Here is a 16,870-nt window from a genome sequence, read left to right as displayed (position 1 = left end):
ATCATGTACAGCACAAAAAAACCGCTTTCACGTCGATTGCATGCGATGCTGCCCACCATTTGTGGAATAGCACTGACCTGCTTTGCGTTACAGGCCCGTGCTGATGATTATTTTAACCCTGCCCTGCTGGATATTGATAATCCCGAGCAGGGAAAGACTGACCTTGCCATTTATGAAAATGGCCCGGGCCAGGCGCCAGGAAAATATCAGGTTAGCGTGTTCGTCAATAATAATAAAATTGATACCCGCGACGTTATTTTTACATTAAAAAAAGATACGCAGGGGAATTATTCCCTGCAGCCTTGTTTCAGCCTTGATGATTTAAAAAACCTTGGCGTCAAAACCAAAGACTTTCCCCAACTGGCAGGAAAGGGAGAGTGTGCCGACATTCGCGCCATACCGTCTGCTTCCGCGACCTTTCGCATCAAAAACCAGCAGCTTCTGTTAAGTATTCCTCAGTCAGCGGTGGGTCAGGTGCCGCGTGGCTATATCGATCAGAAAGAATATGACGAGGGGATCACTGCCGGTATTTTGAACTACAGCGCGAATGCCAGCCAGAACCACGCCCGCCAGCGGGGGGAAGCGGACAGCAGCAACCAGTACATCAACCTGCGTCCGGGTTTTAACGCCGGCGCCTGGCGTATACGTAATTACACCACATGGAATCACAGTTCGGATGGCGGTAATGACAACGGGAAATTCACCCCTGTTTATACCTATGCGCAGCGCGACGTCATCGGTTTGAAGAGTGAGTTGACCGTGGGCCAGAGTAATACTCAGGCCGATGTGTTTGACAGTATTTCTTATACCGGCGCACAGATCGCTTCCGAAAGTGACATGCTACCAGACAGCGAGCGTGGCTATGCCCCCGTGGTACGCGGCACAGCGCACAGTAACGCCATGGTGGTCGTTCGTCAGAACGGCTATGTGATCTACCAGAACACTGTCGCGCCCGGCGCGTTCGAGATTAACGATCTCTATCCGACCGGCAGCAGTGGCGATCTGAACGTCACCGTGAAAGAGACCGACGGCAGTGAAAGCCATTTCGTGGTGCCGTTTGCCTCAGTACCAGTATTGCAACGTGAGAAACACCTGAAATACAGCGCTACCGTCGGACGTTACCGCTCATACGATAAAGACGTCGAGAAAAATCCGTTCGCGCAGGGAAGCGCTATCTATGGCATGTCACACGGCGTGACCCTGTATGGCGGTACGCAGCAGAGCTCGCATTATCACTCCGCAGCCCTTGGCATCGGGAAAAACGTGGGTGACTTAGGGGCGTTCTCGGTGGATGTCACACGCGCCAACGCATTGCTCAAACAGCGTAAAACCAGCAAAGGCCAGTCCTTACGTCTGCGTTACAGCAAAAATTTTGCCGTAACCGGCACTAACGTTTCGCTGGCGGGTTATCGCTACAACAGCAAAGGCTTTTACACCCTACAGGACACGATGGACTCCTGGACCCGCGCGAACAACTGGTCCGCGCCGCAGCAGCGCCGTTCGCGGGCGGAAGCAACTGTAGACCAGCCGCTGGGCGAGAACTGGGGGTCAATGACGTTAAGTCTGGTGAAAGAGAGCTACTGGTCTCAGAGCCAGGATATGACCTCGCTGAGCGCCAGCTACAACAATAGCTGGCACGGGATAAGTTACAGCCTTAGCTACAGTTTTAATAAGAACAGTTACGACACGAATGAAGATGGCGAATCGGTCAGCAATGAACGCCTGATTAGCCTGAACATATCGGTACCCCTTGACCACTGGATGCACAACACCTGGGCAAACTACAGTCTGAACAACAGTAAAGATGGCACCACTCACAACCTCGGCCTGAACGGTACGACACTGGAGGGTGACAACCTGAGCTGGAGCGTTCAACAAAGCCAGGACAGTGCCAATAACAATACGGCCACCAGCATGAATGCGGATTACAAAGGCACTTATGGCGAAATGCATGGCGGAGTAAGCCAGGACAGCCACCAGCAGACGGTAAGCGCCGGGGTTCAGGGGGGCATCGTTGCCCACGCCGACGGGGTCACGCTTGGTCAGACGCTGGGCGAAACCGTGGTGTTGGTCAAAGCACCGGGTACGCATGGCACACATGTCGCTAACCAGACGGGTGTGGAAACCGATTCTCGCGGCTATACCCTCGTTCCCTTTGTTACGCCGTGGCGCCACAACCCAATATCGCTGGATACGGAAACACTGCCTGAGGATGCCGACGTCACACACGCCTCGCAGACGGTCACGCCGACACGCGGTGCGGTGGTTCGAGCCAGCTTCGATACCCGCGTCGGCAACCGCGTCTTAATGACGATAGCCAGGAACGATAAACCGCTGCCCTTTGGCGCAACGGTGACAACAGAAGATAAGAGCGGCGAATTTATCGTCGGCAACGATGGTCAGGTGTATCTCACTGGTCTGTCACAGCAGGGACAACTGCTCGTCTCCTGGGGCAAGGAGTCAAGCGAACATTGCGTCGCCGATTACGCCCTGACGAAAGAAAAGGACAATACCCACATTATAAACGCTGCCGCGCAGTGTCACTGATGAACACCGGACTGAACATTATGCAGATAGCAAAACAATTATTTTTACTTTTGGTACTGGCTACGGCTGTGCTCTTTATGCCGCACGCGAAGGCCAACTGTATGTCGCCGAATATACCCGCGCTGTTGTCGTTAACGTCTGTCTCCGTGTCTACCAGCCTGCCCGTAGGCGCAACGATTTCGGGAACAGAACGTTCAGTTCACATATCGGGGGACTGCTATGTGGACGAAGACGCGGGTCAGCCTATCATTGTCTGCTACAACGGCTTCGGTAAAGAGGTTCCCGGCATCCCTGGCGTCTATGCGTCGGGGGTTACCGGAGTGGGGGTGTCGCTCAGAAACGATAAGGGGCAACGCGTAGTAGGGGCGGCAGATCAGTACTGCTCTGATAATGACCCCATAGGCCAGGTGTCTTCTACGAAGAACAGCGACGGTTCATACCCGTTTAGCTTTGATGTCTCACTGGAGCTGGTGAAAACCAGCGAAACAGTGGCCGCCGGCTCACTCACAAGCAGCAATACGCAATTCAACCTTGGCGTTGGGCATGTTGAAGGCTTAGACAGCCCGAACACCATTTCATATTCTGGTGATGTCCAGGTCAAAGCGGTGACCTGCGCCGTATCGCCCGCATCCCTGACCGTCACGCTCGGAGATGTTCCGCTGAGCCGCTTTACCGGTCCAGGCACTTTAGTATCCCAGTCGGTTTTCAATATTGGCATGCTCTGCGATCAGGACGTACAGCCGGAAATGATGATCGCCAGCGCCAACGGCTATGAAACGAATTATCCCGGTGTCATTAAGCTCACTCCGGAAAGCGGCGTCGCCACGGGTGTGGGCGTGAAAATGCTCTTCAACGGTCAGGTACCTGTTTTTGAACAATATATGAACACGTTCATCACACATGCGAATATTCAGTCGCAATACCCCTTCAGCGTCTCTTACGAACAAACCAGCGCGGACATTTCGCCGGGGACGGCTAACACCGTCGCAACCATCACGGTGGCCTATAAATGAAAATGTTTTTGGCCGTTTTGCTGCTGGGACTGACTTGCCAGTCCCAGGCGGAAGAAGTCCAGATCAATATTCGCGGAAATATTTACGCGAACGCCTGCCAGGTAGACAGCGCCAGCCAGGATTTAACGGTGAGTCTGGGTAAGGCAAACTCAAGTGATTTTAAAGAGGTGGGCGATACCGGCAAATGGAAAACGTTTGATCTGACGCTGTCGAAATGTCCGACGACCGCTGTACTAGCCACCGCCACCTTTCACGGCCAGCCGGACAGCACCCATCCGACGAAATTCGCCAATGCCGGTACGGCAAAAGGGTTAGCGCTGGAGCTCGCCGATCCCCAGGATCAGATAGCGCTGGCACCGCACTCAAGCTTCAGCGTGTTAATCAACCCAAACGATCATACGGCGGATTTCCCGCTGGCCGCCCGCTACTACGCAACGTCAATGCCGGTCAGCGGCGGGACATTCGCAAGCGTGGTTCAGGTGACCTTTATTTACCAGTAGGACCGCGCCCCTTAGCACGGAGGCTTTTTTTACGCCCGGCGGCGAGTTTTGTCGGTTTTTTTTTCACTTCCGGTACTTCCGGTTGTTCAATTGGGAATACCGGCAGCGCGTTCAGCAGCCGCTGACCATAGTTTTTGGTAAGTAGCCGTTTGTCATAAATCACCACTTCTCCCCAGCACCCGTGGCTACGGATCAGGCGTCCCACCTGCTGAATGAGATTAAACGAGGCGGCGGGCAGGCTTTGCACCTCAAACGGATAGCGATTGAGGCTTTTGAGCCATTCGCCTTCGGTGATCACCACCGGGCTGTCAATGGGCGGGAACGCTATTTTATGAATATGCACCTGGCTGAGCAAATCCCCTTTCAGATCCAGCCCCTCGGCGAAAGATTGCAGCCCAATCAACACGCTACGCTCGCCGTTCTCCACCCGCTTACGGTGCAACTCCACCAACCGATAGCGCGGCTGGTCACCCTGGACCAGCAACAGCAGACGCAAATCGGTGACGTGTTCCAGAAATCGCTGCATTGCCCGTCCGCTGGCAAACAATACCAGCATGCCGGTGTGCTTTTTGCTTTCCAGCTGTTCGCGAAAATAGGCAGCCATTTCCGCGATATGCTGCTCTTCGGTATCAATTAGCGGCTCATAGCGCATCTGCGGAATAATGATTTTGCCCTGTTCGACGTGGTTAAACGGCGAATCAAGCGCGACAAAACGGTCTCCGGCTTTCTCCTTCAGACCGCTCATCTCCTGCAGGCGTGAAAAACTGTTAAGCGAACGCAGCGTGGCGGAGGTGACGATAATATGCGGCACGCTGCGCCAGAGTAGCCGCTCCAGCTGATCGCTCACGCGGATCCCCACACAGTGAAACCAGACGTGAGGCTGCCCGTCGCGCACATCGCGCGTCGTCCATTTCGACACCGGCGCACCGGACGACTGGGCCAGTGAGGCCAGCCGCCACAGTTTGCTTTGTGCCTCAAACATCCCCAGCGCACGGTTCATCTGCAAAATAGCCCGGTGCAGGCGCACAACATCGTGGCTGCCGGTTTTCTCGCTGAGATCGTTTAAAAATAGCTCCGCCAGACCGCGCAGCGTTTCGGTGAGCTTCGCCAGACGCTGGCAAATCTCCATCACTTCATCCGGCAGTGTTCCCATCGCAAAGCGATGTTCCGCCTCCTGCCCGGCGGGCATGTACAGATTGAGAATGCTATTAAGCGAGGCGATAAGCTCATACAACTCTTCGCAATGGGCGTTCAGACGCTCCGGATTCGCCAGCGGCGGCGTGGTTTTGGGACGAAACTGCTCCATGCAGGTCGCCACCAGTTTGCTGAACAGATCCAGCTGCAGGCGATACCAGGGTGCGGTGATTTCGGCACTCATTTCCAGCGCATCGCGGGCGACGTCCGGCAGATGATGGCCTTCATCCAGCACCAGCAGCAGGTTTTTCGGGTCCGGCAGCACCGCTTCACTTTCCATCGCTGCCATCACCAGCGCATGGTTTGCCACCACCACTTCCGCTTCCTGAATCTCACGACGCGCCACAAAGAACGGGCACTCACGATAGTAATGACAGTTGCGGTTCAGGCAGCTGGCTTTGTCGGTGCTCAATCGCCGCCAGAGGTCGTCATCAATGGCGATATCCGTATGATCGCGCAGGCCGTCCCACTTGTAGCTGTCGAGGGCGTCTTTCAACTTTGCACAGCGCTTCTGTTCTTCCTGGTTGTTCGCCGTGAGTTCATCATCAAGAAACGCGAGCAGATCCTGCTGCGTGGGTTCAGTACTGGCCAGCGCCGTCAGATTTCGCGGGCACACATAGCGACCGCGACCAAACGCGGCGGTAAAGCGAAGATCGGGAATGATTTTGCGCAGTAATGGCAGATCTTTACTGTAAATCTGATCCTGCAACGCCACGTTGGCGGTACTGACCACCAGCGTTTTTTGCTCTTCCCGCGCAATGGCAATACCGGGAATGAGATAAGACAGGGTTTTCCCCACCCCGGTGGGCGCTTCAATCGCCAGATGACGCCCTTCTTCTCCGGTCAGCGTTTTCGCGACATCGGCAATCATCTGCCGCTGCGGCGCACGGGGGATAAAGTCGGGGATCTGTTCCTGAAGCGCCTTATACCAGGCGGCGATTTGCGCTTTGAGCGCAGCGGTTAATGCCATGAGAAAACCTGAAATACTGTATAAACAGCCACTATTGTGGCACATTTCAGGCCTGGAACGTACCTTTTTTGCCGGTTCTGGAAAGCGCTTCGCAACTCGGGGGCGAAGTGCCGGATGGCGGCTTGCGCCTTATCCGGCCTACGTTTAAGCATACTCCGGGCCGGATAAGCGCGTAGGCCTGATAAGCGCAGCGCCATCAGGCAGCTGCGCTGCGACTTAATAGTAACCCAGCAGCTTCCACCACAGCATCCCAACCGCGAAGATGATGATCACATTAAACGTCACCACGCACAGGTTGATTCGGTAAAACCGCGGTCGCTCGAAATAGCCTTGCGCAAAGTAGATAGGGCCGGGTCCACCACCGTACTCCGTGTTCCCCCACATCAGGTTACTGAAGATACCGAAGCAGATTGCCACCATCATCGGCGGCGCTCCGGCCGCAATCGCCGTTGCGGCAAACGGCGCGTACAGCGCGGCAACGTGCCCCGTGGCGGTGGCAAACAGATAGTGGACATAGATATACAGGACCCCGAGCACGATAAAGGCTTCCATCGCGCCGAATCCCTGAATCCCGCTGCCCAACTTCACCGTCATCCATTTGATGAATCCCAGATCCGCCAGACCCGTCGCCAGGCTGATGATCACGCTAAACCAGATTACCGTATCCCACGCGGCATGGTCATTAAGGAGACTTTTCCAGCTTACCGCGCCGGTCGCAAACAAATAGGCCGCCAGACCCAGCCCGACCGACGTCGCGGAGATCCCGGTTATCAGGCTGGTTCCCCAGCCCACCAGCGCCAGCACAAAGCCTACCGCCACTTTTTTCTCATTACTGCTCATTCCGCCCAGTTCGCTGAGCGACTGTTTGCCCATCGCTTTGGCTTCCGGAGTGTGCTTCAGTTCCGGATCCAGCAGCTTGTAGACCAGCAGCGGCATCAGGCAAAAGCAGACCATCGCCGGTACTACGGCGGAAATAAACCATCCGCCCCAGGTGATATCCAGACCCAGCGTGGATTTTGCCAGGCTTGCTACCAGCGGGTTTGCCGCCATCCCCGTCAAAAATATCGCCCCGGTGATCGGCGTGAACTGAAAGCAGACCATCGTTAAGAAATCACCAATCCGCTTACCGGTCGCGCCGGGTGCCGAGCCGAGTACGTCGTTGATTGAACGGGCGATGGGGAAAATAATCCCGCCAGAACGCGCCGTCACGGAAGGCATTGCCGGAGCCATAATCAGGTCGGAAACGCCGAGCGAATAGGCAATTCCCAGACTGCTTCCACCAAACAGCGACAGCATTTTATAAGCAATGCGTTTCCCCAGTCCGGAGGTCACAAATCCCAGCGAGAGCACGTAGGCGCAGAAAATCAGCCACACAGTGCCAGAGGCAAAGCCCGACAGCGCCTTTGCCTCGGTCAAGGTTTTACTAAAGATAACCACGCAAAGCGCAATCAGCATGACCGCCCCCGAAGGGAGCGGTTGGGTCAGGATAGCCGCAATGGTCGCGGCAAAAATCGCAAACATATGCCAGGCCGCCGGCGTTAGCCCGTCAGGGACGGGAATAAACCAAATGACGGCGCCAATCACCAGCGGGATCAGAAATGAGATAACTTTCTTTCCCGCGACAGAATTCGTAGACATAGCAATATCCTTATTCCGTTAACACGAGAACGTTCATTTCCGTGACTGATACTTGGCCAGCACCTGATCGACCATTTCAGGCGCCATTCCCAGGTAATTTGCCGGATCGGTCAGTTGGTGAATCAGTTGCGGATCCAGTCGCTGTGCAACTGTCGGCATAGCGTTCAGCACGTCTGCCAGGTGACCGCCCTTCTCATTGACGATACGACAGGCGTCATAGACGACATCGTGGGCATCCTGGCGACCGATGTACGGAGCCAGTCCCATCATCACGGCTTCTGCCACAATCAGTCCATTGGTCATTCCCAGATTGCGCAGCATCGCCGCTTCATCGACCTCCAGTCCCGCCAGCATAAAGTTGGCCTGATGCAGCGCGCCTGCGCTCAGCACGAAACTTTCCGGGATCGCAATCCACTCCGCATGCCACGGCCCGGTCGCGCGTTCCAGATCCTGAACCATCGCATCCAGCATCAGTCCGGCCTGTTGACGAACGCCTTTTGCACAGGCCAGCATCAGTTCGCTGGAGATAGGGTTGCGTTTTTGCGGCATGGTGCTGCTCGCACCGCGTCCTTTTACGAACGGTTCATACAGTTCGCCAAACTCGTTCGACGCCATCAGCATCACGTCATACGCAATCTTCCCTAACGAACCGGTCATGACCGCCAGCAGGTTCACCGCTTCGGCAAAGCCGTCGCGCGCCACGTGCCAGGTGGAAGTGGGAACGTTGAGGCCCAACTCTTCCATCAGCGCTTTTTGTACCGCCAATCCTTTATCGCCCAGCGACGCCAGCGTGCCGGCAGCCCCGGCAAATTCACCGACCAGCACGCGGGGACGCGCCTGTTGCAGACGTTCGGCATGGCGTTCAAACATGTCCAGCCAGATGGCGGCTTTATAGCCAAAAGTCACCGGCAGCGCCTGCTGTAAGTGGGTGCGTCCGGCCATCGGCGTATCACGATAGCGCAGCGCCAGGTCAGCCAGCGTCGCACGCAACCGGTCCATGTCCGCCTCGATCAGTTCAAAGGCATCACGGATTTGCAGAACCACCGCCGTGTCCATAATGTCCTGCGTCGTCGCTCCCCAGTGCACGTAGCCGCCAGACTCGCCAGCCTGCTTTGAAATCTGGTGAACGAGCGGCAGGATCGGGTAACCGACGATTTCCGTCTCATGGCGCAGCAAATCGAAATCCAGCGTATCGGCATTGCACTTCTCGGCGATCTCTTTGGCTGCCGCTTCCGGGATCACCCCACAGCGCGCCTGCGCTTTGGCGAGCGCGACCTCCACTTCGACATATTTGCGAATGAGTTCGTAGTCATCAAACACCGCACGCATTGCCGGTGTACCAAAAGAATCTCTAAATAAAACAGAATCCATTACATTCGAAGCCATAAATCCCCCGGTTTAATCCGATAGTGATAAGATGTGTGTCTGCCCCGGTTTACACCTCATCCGGGACTACTTAAATGTCCGAACATAAAACAATGTCCGTACATTTTAAATGTACGGACATTTATAATAATCATGATGAATGTATGGAATAGCCCGTACACATTTTTGTGACTGTGATCATTAATTATTTGATGAAACTGCGATGAAAGAATCTCTGTACAAGCGGATAGCCCGTGAACTGGCCCATCAAATCTCGACGGGAACTTACCCACCGGGTTCACTGTTTCCGACGGAAATGGAACTGTGCGAAACCTGGCAGGTGAGCCGTCACACCATGCGCGAAGCGTTGCGGGAATTAACGGAACAGGGGCTGATTTCGCGGCGTAAAGGCGCAGGTACGCGCGTATGTGAACCGCAGGCGAGCGGGGTTAACCATCCGCTGTCGCATCTGGAAGATCTGCTGCTGTTGGCGAAGAACAACCTGCGGGTGATTAAGAAGATCGATGAGATTGTGGCGGATATTGAGCTTTCTCAGCTGATAGATTGTCCGCCAGGCTCACGCTGGCTACATATCGCCAGTATTCGCGAAGATGCGCAAAACCCGGACGCCCCTATTTGCTGGACGGACAGTTACGCCAGCACCGATTACTCCAGGCTGCGCACGTTTATCCGTGACGATCCGCACTCGCTGATTAGCGATCTGATCGAAACGCACTACGGGATTAAGAGCCACGAAGTCCATCAGACGATCACCGCCGTTGGTGTACCAAAGAAAATCGCAAAGATACTGAATGTCGAACCCGATTCTCCGGGGATGCGCATCGTGCGACGCTATCGGGATCGAGACGGAAAGGTGTTCGAGACCACGATTTCAATTCACCCGGCGGGAAGGTATACCTGCTCTATCGTGTTGAAATCGCAGAATTCGGGGGAATGAGGGGGAATTTTGCATACCCTTTTAAAGTGAATATGCCACCACCTGTAACAGGTTCCGTTCACCTCATGTTCGCAGCTTGTCTGGCACCCTTGCTCCTGTGAACGTGTTAAGGAGGCTCGTCGCCGCCTCCCTTGCACGTTCACGTGTACTGTAGTTTCAGAGAATCACTGAATACAAAGTGAACGTAAAATTTCTCAGAGTATCAGGTTCCCCTGACCCCTTACTGTAGTGGCGTAATTCTGCGTGGACGACGCGGCGGACGGGGCTTTTCGCCAGCCGGTTTCGCATCGCCTGTGCGGCGTGAAGGTTTAGCGCCGACTTTTGGCGCACCACCGTCCTGACGACGCGGCTGCTGAGCGCGACCCGCGCCCTGCCCTTGCCCCTGACCACGGCCTCGACCGCCGCCGCCGCCACGCTGCTGGCGACCATTCTCGATCGGCTCTGCTTTAATCGATGGATCCGGCTCATAGCCTGGCATGGCAATACGTGGGATCTCTTTTTTCAGCAGTTTTTCGATATCACGCAGCAGTTTGTGTTCATCAACACAGACCAGCGACAGCGCCTCACCGGTAGCCGCCGCACGCCCGGTACGACCGATACGGTGCACATAATCTTCCGGAACATTCGGCAGCTCGTAGTTCACCACGTGCGGCAGTTCTTCGATATCCAGACCACGCGCGGCAATATCCGTTGCCACCAGCACGCGAATTTCACCTGATTTAAAATCAGCCAGCGCACGGGTACGCGCCCCCTGGCTCTTGTTGCCGTGGATCGCCGCACTGCGAATACCATCTTTATTCAGTTGTTCCGCCAGATGATTAGCGCCGTGTTTGGTACGGGTAAACACCAGCACCTGCTGCCAGTTCCCCTGGCCGATCATCTGCGATAACAGCTCACGTTTGCGTTTCTTATCCACAAAATGCACGTGCTGCGTGACCTGTTCTGAAGCCGTGTTGCGGCGTGCCACTTCAATTTCCAGTGGGTTATGCAGCAGCTTTTCGGCCAGCGCCTTGATCTCATCAGAGAATGTCGCAGAGAACAGCAGGTTCTGACGCTTCGCTGGCAGTTTCGCTAACACACGGCGAATATCGTGAATAAAGCCCATATCCAGCATACGGTCCGCTTCATCCAGCACCAGAATCTCAATCTGGTCCAGTTTCACCGCGTTCTGGTGTTCCAAGTCCAGCAAGCGGCCCGGCGTTGCAACCAGCACATCGACGCCGCCGCGCAGTTTCATCATCTGCGGGTTAATGCTCACGCCGCCAAAAACGACCAGCGAGCGGATGTTCAGATACTTGCTGTAATCACGGACGTTTTCACCAATCTGCGCCGCCAGTTCACGCGTCGGCGTCAGGATCAGCGCCCGTACCGGACGGCGCGCTTTGTTGTGCGGCTGTTTAGTAATAAGGTGCTGTAACAGTGGCAGCGTAAAGCCCGCCGTTTTACCGGTACCGGTCTGCGCACTCGCCATCAGGTCGCGACCTTCCAGCACGGCAGGGATTGCCTGCTGCTGAATAGGGGTAGGTTCACGGTAACCCTGCTCGGCAATGGCGCGCAGAATATCAGGGTTCAAACCCAGGGAATCAAAAGACATAACTACTCCGAACCGCCCCGACCGTTCCCGGTGTCGTTTTCAGGGAGATACATACAATTTGGGAATGACAAAAACCACAATGTCATGAAGGGGCGGAGTGTAGCAGTTTTTGTGACGCACCGCATAAATTATCCCTGTTACTGGGCCAGACAAAATACGCCACCAGACTGGACAAGGATGATTTTCAGTCATAATCTTAATCAATCGATTGATTAAGATTTAGGTCGCGTGATGAATACTCCCACTATGACCACCAAAGGTGAACAGGCCAAAAGCCAGCTGATTGCCGCCGCACTGGCCCAGTTTGGCGAGTATGGCCTGCATGCCACCACTCGCGACATTGCCGCGCTGGCCGGGCAAAACATTGCCGCCATTACCTACTATTTTGGCTCAAAAGAGGATTTATACCTCGCCTGCGCCCAGTGGATTGCCGATTTCATTGGCAGTCAGTTTCGCCCGCACGCGGAAGACGCCGAACGTTTATTCGCCCAGGCCCATCCCGACCGTGCCGCCATGCGCGAGCTGATTCTGCGCGCCTGCAAAAACATGATCATGCTGTTAACCCAGGATGACACCGTGAATCTGAGCAAATTTATCTCGCGCGAACAGCTCTCCCCTACCGCGGCGTATCAGCGGGTGCACGAGCAGGTTATCGAGCCATTGCACAGTCATCTGACCCGTCTTATCGCCGCGTATACCGGTTGCGACGCCCACGACACGCGCATGATTCTGCATACCCACGCGCTGCTCGGCGAAGTGTTGGCATTCCGTCTCGGTAAAGAAACCATTCTGTTACGTACCGGCTGGTCGCAGTTTGATGAAGAAAAAACGGCGCTGATTACGCAGACCGTGACCTGTCATATCGATCTTATTCTGCAAGGTTTATCGCAAAGGAGTCTGGACTGATGAAAAAGCCTGTCGTTATTGGCCTGGTGATCGCGGCGCTGCTCGCGGTGATTGCCGGTGGCACATGGTGGTATCAAAGCCGGCAGGACAACGGACTGACGCTCTACGGCAACGTGGACATCCGTACCGTTAACCTCAGCTTTCGCGTCGGTGGTCGACTCGCATCACTGACGGTGGATGAAGGCGATGCCATTAAAACAGGACAGGTGCTGGGCGAGCTGGATCATGCTCCCTATGAGAACGCCCTGATGCAGGCAAAAGCCGGGGTTTCCGTCGCGCAGGCCCAGTACGATTTGATGCTGGCGGGCTATCGTCAGGAAGAGATTGCCCAGGCAGCGGCAGCGGTGAAACAGGCGCAGGCCGCCTATGATTACGCGCAGAATTTCTACAACCGTCAGCAGGGGTTGTGGAAAAGCCGCACCATTTCCGCTAACGATCTGGAAAACGCCCGCTCTTCCCGCGATCAGGCGTTGGCAACGTTGAAATCCGCACAGGACAAACTGAGTCAGTACCGCTCCGGTAATCGTGAACAGGATATCGCCCAGGCGAAAGCCAGCCTTGAACAGGCGCAGGCACAGCTGGCGCAGGCGGAACTCGACCTCCATGACACCACGCTTGTCGCCCCGGCGAACGGCACGCTGTTAACCCGCGCGGTTGAGCCCGGCAGCATGCTCAGCGCAGGGGGTACCGTGCTGACGCTCTCCCTCACCCGACCGGTTTGGGTGCGCGCCTACGTCGACGAACGTCATCTTTCTCAGGCACAGCCGGGACGCGAAATCCTGCTGTACACCGATGGACGTCCCGACAAGCCGTATCACGGTAAAATCGGCTTTGTCTCCCCGACCGCAGAATTCACCCCGAAAACGGTAGAGACGCCGGACCTGCGTACCGATCTGGTTTACCGCCTGCGTATTGTTGTCACCGATGCCGACGACGCCCTGCGCCAGGGCATGCCGGTGACGGTGACGTTCGGCAACGAGGCTGGACATGAATGACGCCGTCATCACGCTGAGCGGGCTGACTAAACGTTTTTCCGGACTGGAAAAGCCGGCAGTCGCCCCGCTCGACTGTACGATTCACGCCGGATACGTGACCGGTCTGGTGGGACCGGACGGTGCAGGGAAAACCACGCTGATGAGAATGCTGGCGGGTTTGTTGAGGCCGGACGGCGGCAGCGCAACGGTGATTGGCTTTGATCCGATTAAAAACGACAGCGCGCTGCACGCGGTACTGGGTTACATGCCACAAAAATTTGGCCTGTATGAAGATCTCACCGTGATGGAGAACCTCAACCTGTACGCCGATTTACGCAGCGTTACAGGCGATGTGCGGGAAAAAACCTTTGCCCGCCTGCTGGAGTTCACCTCGCTCGGCCCGTTTACCGGTCGTCTGGCGGGAAAACTCTCCGGCGGGATGAAACAGAAACTGGGGCTGGCCTGTACGCTGGTCGGTGAACCCAAAGTACTGTTACTGGATGAACCCGGCGTCGGCGTTGACCCCATCTCACGGCGCGAACTCTGGCAGATGGTGCACGAACTGGCGGGCGACGGGATGCTGATCCTGTGGAGCACGTCGTATCTGGATGAAGCCGAACAGTGTCGGGACGTGCTGCTGATGAACGAAGGCGAACTGCTGTATCAGGGCGAACCGACTCAACTGACACAAACCATGGCCGGGCGCAGTTTTCTGATGCACAGCCCGCAGGAAAACAACCGTAAATTGCTCCAGCGGGCGCTTAAACTGCCGCAGGTCAGCGACGGCATGATCCAGGGGAAATCGGTTCGTCTGATCCTGAAAAAAGAGGCCACAGCAGACGATATTCGCCGCGGCAACGGCATGCCGGCGATCGATATCAGCGAAACCGCGCCACGCTTCGAAGACGCATTTATCGATCTGCTGGGCGGGGCTGCCACCTCTGAATCGCCGCTGGGCGCCATTTTGCACACCGTCGAAGGGACGCCGGGCGAAACGGTGATTGAAGCGAAAGCCCTGACCAAGAAATTTGGCGATTTCGCCGCCACCGATCACGTTGATTTTGCCGTCCAGCGCGGGGAAATTTTTGGCCTGCTGGGCCCCAACGGCGCGGGGAAATCCACGACCTTTAAAATGATGTGCGGCCTGCTGGTGCCCACTTCCGGCAAAGCGCTGGTGCTGGATATGGATCTGAAAGTCAGCTCCGGTAAGGCGCGTCAGCATCTGGGCTATATGGCACAAAAATTTTCGCTGTACGGCAACCTGACGGTGGAGCAAAACCTGCGCTTTTTCTCCGGCGTTTATGGCCTGCGAGGACGCGCGCAGAACGAAAAAATTGCCCGCATGAGCGAGGCGTTTGGCCTGAAAAGTATCGCCTCGCATGCCACCGATGAACTCCCACTGGGCTTTAAGCAGCGTCTGGCGCTGGCCTGTTCGCTGATGCACGAACCCGACATTCTGTTTCTCGACGAACCCACTTCTGGCGTCGATCCCCTCACCCGCCGCGAGTTCTGGCTGCATATCAACAGCATGGTGGAAAAAGGCGTGACGGTGATGGTGACGACGCACTTTATGGACGAAGCGGAATATTGCGACCGTATCGGCCTGGTCTATCGCGGGAAGCTGATTGCCAGCGGCACGCCGGACGACCTGAAGGCGCAGGCGGCCGATGATGACACGCCGGATCCGACCATGGAACAGGCATTCATCCGGCTGATTAATGACTGGGATAAGGAGCACGGCAATGCGTAACCGCCTTCTCTCCTGGCGCCGCGTGCGGGCGCTGTGCGTCAAAGAGACGCGACAGATCGTCCGCGATCCCAGTAGCTGGCTGATTGCTGTGGTCATCCCACTGCTGCTGCTGTTTATTTTTGGCTACGGCATTAACCTCGATTCCAGCAAGCTGCGGGTAGGGATCCTGCTTGAACAGCAAAGCGAAGAGGCGCTGGACTTTGCCCACACAATGACCGGTTCGCCGTACATTGACGCCACTATCAGCGATAACCGCAAGGCGCTGATTGAAAAAATGCAGGCCGGGCGCATTCGCGGGCTGGTGGTCATTCCGGTCGATTTCGCCCAACAAATGGCGCGCGCCAACGACACCGCACCGATTCAGGTGATTACCGACGGCAGTGAACCCAATACCGCCAACTTCGTGCAGGGCTATGTGGAAGGCATCTGGCAAATCTGGCAGATGCAGCGGGCGGAAGATCGCGGGGAAACGTTTGAACCGCTGATTGAGGTGCAGACCCGCTACTGGTTCAACCCGGCGGCCATCAGTCAGCATTTTATTATCCCCGGCGCGGTGACGATCATCATGACGGTGATCGGCGCGATCCTCACCTCGCTGGTCGTCGCGCGCGAATGGGAACGCGGTACGATGGAAGCATTGCTCTCCACCGAAGTGACGCGCGCCGAGCTGCTGCTGTGTAAACTCATCCCCTACTATTTCCTCGGCATGCTGGCAATGCTGCTGTGTATGCTGGTATCGGTGTTTATTCTCGGCGTCCCGTATCGCGGATCGTTACTGCTGCTGTTTTTCATCACCAGCCTGTTTTTGCTCAGCACGCTGGGGATGGGGCTGTTGATTTCCACCATCACCCGCAACCAGTTTAATGCCGCCCAGGTGGCGCTTAACGCCGCTTTTTTACCGTCGATTATGCTGTCAGGCTTTATTTTCCAGATAGACAGTATGCCCGCGGTGATCCGCGCGGTGACCTACATTATTCCGGCTCGTTACTTCGTCAGCACGCTGCAAAGCCTGTTTCTCGCCGGCAATATTCCGGTGGTGCTGATTGTCAACGTGCTGTTTTTAATCGCTTCGGCGGTGATGTTTATTGGTCTGACGTGGATAAAAACCAAACGTCGGCTGGATTGATGATTTGCCGGATGGCGCTTTCGCATATCCGACAAACTGCCTGATGGCGCTGCGCTTATCAGGCCTACGAAATGCTTCATCGGGTATAAGTCACCGTAGGCCGGATAAGGCCTTGTGCCGTCATCCGGCAAACTGCCTGATGGCGCTGCGCTTATCAGGCCTACGAAATGCTTCATCGGGTATAAGTCACCGTAGGCCGGATAAGGCCTTGTGCCGTTATCCGGCAAACTGCCTGATGACGCTGCGCTTATCAGGCCTACGAAATGCTTCATCGGGTATAGGTCACCGTAGGCCGGATAAGGCCTTGTGCCGTCATCCGGCAAACTGCCTGATGG

At 55.8% G+C, this 16,870-nt stretch carries 12 protein-coding genes; 8 read left to right on the top strand and 4 right to left on the bottom strand.

Annotated elements, in window-relative coordinates:
- The first annotated feature begins 3 nt into the window (after nucleotides 1–3).
- The 3 genes from ACERJC_RS02790 (at nucleotide 4) to ACERJC_RS02780 (ending at nucleotide 4,060) form a co-directional block, all read left to right on the top strand.
- Entirely contained in the window at nucleotides 4–2,547 is a 2,544-nt protein-coding gene (locus tag ACERJC_RS02790; RefSeq protein ID WP_373670956.1) for a fimbria/pilus outer membrane usher protein, read from the top strand.
- A 101-nt stretch (nucleotides 2,548–2,648) separates the two neighbouring features.
- Nucleotides 2,649–3,560, top strand: a complete 912-nt coding sequence (locus ACERJC_RS02785) for a fimbrial protein (protein ID WP_353655489.1) — start codon at nucleotides 2,649–2,651, stop codon at nucleotides 3,558–3,560.
- On the top strand, nucleotides 3,557–4,060 hold the full coding sequence (locus tag ACERJC_RS02780) for a fimbrial protein (RefSeq protein WP_286632878.1): 504 nt from the start codon (nucleotides 3,557–3,559) through the stop codon (nucleotides 4,058–4,060). Before ACERJC_RS02785 ends, ACERJC_RS02780 begins: the two co-directional genes overlap by 4 nt.
- Here ACERJC_RS02780 and dinG read toward each other — a convergent pair.
- From dinG to pcaB, 3 genes are all read right to left on the bottom strand, one after another.
- A complete protein-coding gene (gene dinG, locus ACERJC_RS02775; RefSeq protein WP_373670955.1) occupies nucleotides 4,047–6,224 on the bottom strand; it encodes an ATP-dependent DNA helicase DinG in 2,178 nt (725 codons plus the stop codon). The two genes, ACERJC_RS02780 and dinG, sit on opposite strands and share 14 nt — an antisense overlap.
- A gap of 216 nt (nucleotides 6,225–6,440) precedes the next feature.
- The gene (locus tag ACERJC_RS02770; protein WP_152405356.1) at nucleotides 6,441–7,862 is read right to left on the bottom strand and encodes a DASS family sodium-coupled anion symporter; all 1,422 of its coding nucleotides are present in this window, start codon (nucleotides 7,860–7,862) and stop codon (nucleotides 6,441–6,443) included.
- Nucleotides 7,863–7,895: 33 nt separating this feature from the next.
- Nucleotides 7,896–9,248 carry a 3-carboxy-cis,cis-muconate cycloisomerase gene (gene pcaB, locus ACERJC_RS02765; RefSeq protein WP_286632880.1) on the bottom strand — a complete coding sequence of 451 codons (1,353 nt, stop codon included), beginning with the start codon at nucleotides 9,246–9,248 and terminating at the stop codon, nucleotides 7,896–7,898.
- A gap of 202 nt (nucleotides 9,249–9,450) precedes the next feature.
- Between pcaB and ACERJC_RS02760 the strand changes: the two genes are divergently transcribed.
- Nucleotides 9,451–10,185 (top strand): GntR family transcriptional regulator, encoded by a 735-nt coding sequence (locus ACERJC_RS02760; protein WP_152405358.1) that lies wholly within the window; start codon nucleotides 9,451–9,453, stop codon nucleotides 10,183–10,185.
- A 220-nt stretch (nucleotides 10,186–10,405) separates the two neighbouring features.
- On the opposite strand, the gene rhlE is transcribed toward ACERJC_RS02760, so the two are convergent.
- The gene (gene rhlE, locus ACERJC_RS02755) at nucleotides 10,406–11,779 is read right to left on the bottom strand and encodes an ATP-dependent RNA helicase RhlE (RefSeq protein WP_373670954.1); all 1,374 of its coding nucleotides are present in this window, start codon (nucleotides 11,777–11,779) and stop codon (nucleotides 10,406–10,408) included.
- A gap of 231 nt (nucleotides 11,780–12,010) precedes the next feature.
- Here rhlE and cecR point away from each other — a divergent pair, with 231 nt between their 5' ends.
- The 4 genes from cecR to ACERJC_RS02735 are packed head-to-tail and all read left to right on the top strand — an operon-like array spanning nucleotide 12,011 to nucleotide 16,535.
- Nucleotides 12,011–12,685, top strand: a complete 675-nt coding sequence (gene cecR, locus ACERJC_RS02750) for a transcriptional regulator CecR (RefSeq protein ID WP_152405361.1) — start codon at nucleotides 12,011–12,013, stop codon at nucleotides 12,683–12,685.
- Nucleotides 12,685–13,680, top strand: a complete 996-nt coding sequence (hlyD, locus tag ACERJC_RS02745) for a secretion protein HlyD (RefSeq protein WP_178826428.1) — start codon at nucleotides 12,685–12,687, stop codon at nucleotides 13,678–13,680. The genes cecR and hlyD overlap by 1 nt, the downstream gene beginning before the upstream one ends.
- Nucleotides 13,673–15,409, top strand: coding sequence for an ATP-binding cassette domain-containing protein (locus ACERJC_RS02740; protein WP_152405363.1), 1,737 nt, complete (start codon nucleotides 13,673–13,675; stop codon nucleotides 15,407–15,409). The genes hlyD and ACERJC_RS02740 overlap by 8 nt, the downstream gene beginning before the upstream one ends.
- Nucleotides 15,402–16,535: an ABC transporter permease gene (locus tag ACERJC_RS02735; protein ID WP_152405364.1), complete on the top strand. Its 1,134-nt coding sequence runs from the start codon at nucleotides 15,402–15,404 to the stop codon at nucleotides 16,533–16,535. Before ACERJC_RS02740 ends, ACERJC_RS02735 begins: the two co-directional genes overlap by 8 nt.
- The last annotated feature ends 335 nt before the right edge of the window (nucleotides 16,536–16,870 follow it).

The sequence above is a fragment of the Citrobacter telavivensis genome, from assembly GCF_041807075.1.
Taxonomy (GTDB): domain Bacteria; phylum Pseudomonadota; class Gammaproteobacteria; order Enterobacterales; family Enterobacteriaceae; genus Citrobacter_A; species Citrobacter_A telavivensis.
This window is presented reverse-complemented; position numbering and strand designations above follow the sequence as displayed.